Origin of the sequence: Maribacter sp. ACAM166, from assembly GCF_005771495.1 — a bacterium.
Lineage (GTDB): Bacteria > Bacteroidota > Bacteroidia > Flavobacteriales > Flavobacteriaceae > Maribacter.
Genome location: NZ_VAUW01000112.1, coordinates 1 through 578, shown reverse-complemented (window position 1 = coordinate 578; position 578 = coordinate 1). Strand labels below are relative to the sequence as shown.

Genomic DNA, 578 nt, shown 5'->3' with positions numbered 1-578 from the left:
AATAAACTGCCATATTATCTGCCATTTTAACGGCAGTGCCAACCACCAAACTAACCATTACTAATCATTCTCAACAATAGCCTGCCATATTATCTGCCATTTTACGGCAGTGGTAACCATAACTCCAACAATTGCTAACCATAGACTACCCCTACATACATACCCAGAGTAAACCTATTACCTGCCCGAGACAATCTATTGCTTATCCTAGTGTATACCCTAGTGACTCCCTAATATATATTTTGCTTATATGAGACTACCCTTTATAAATATATGGCAAAAGGCCTTTTGAAGACCAAACTTAACTTTATAAAATAAGGTGTTGGCCGTTGAGCTCTCTACATGCTGACATCCATAACATTGGTATCTATAACCAGCTTTTTGACACCCTTTTTGATGTCCACATTTCATACAGTTAAAGTCCATAGAAAGCATATTGTTTTTGTTGCTCACTGTTATAAGAGTTAAAAGCAGGGGATAAAACTCCAGTTGACTAACGAAACGTCTATCTTTATATAAAATATAGAGCTCTTTTAAAATACTATTTACCAACTAATTAAAAGCCTAATTAATAATTT

Annotated in this window: 1 pseudogene; it reads right to left on the bottom strand. The window is 34.8% G+C overall.

Annotated elements, in window-relative coordinates:
• Nucleotides 1–267: 267 nt before the first annotated feature.
• Nucleotides 268–420 (bottom strand): annotated as a pseudogene (locus ES765_RS21580) (IS1595 family transposase); the annotation flags it as partial.
• Between the last annotated feature and the right edge of the window lie 158 nt (nt 421–578).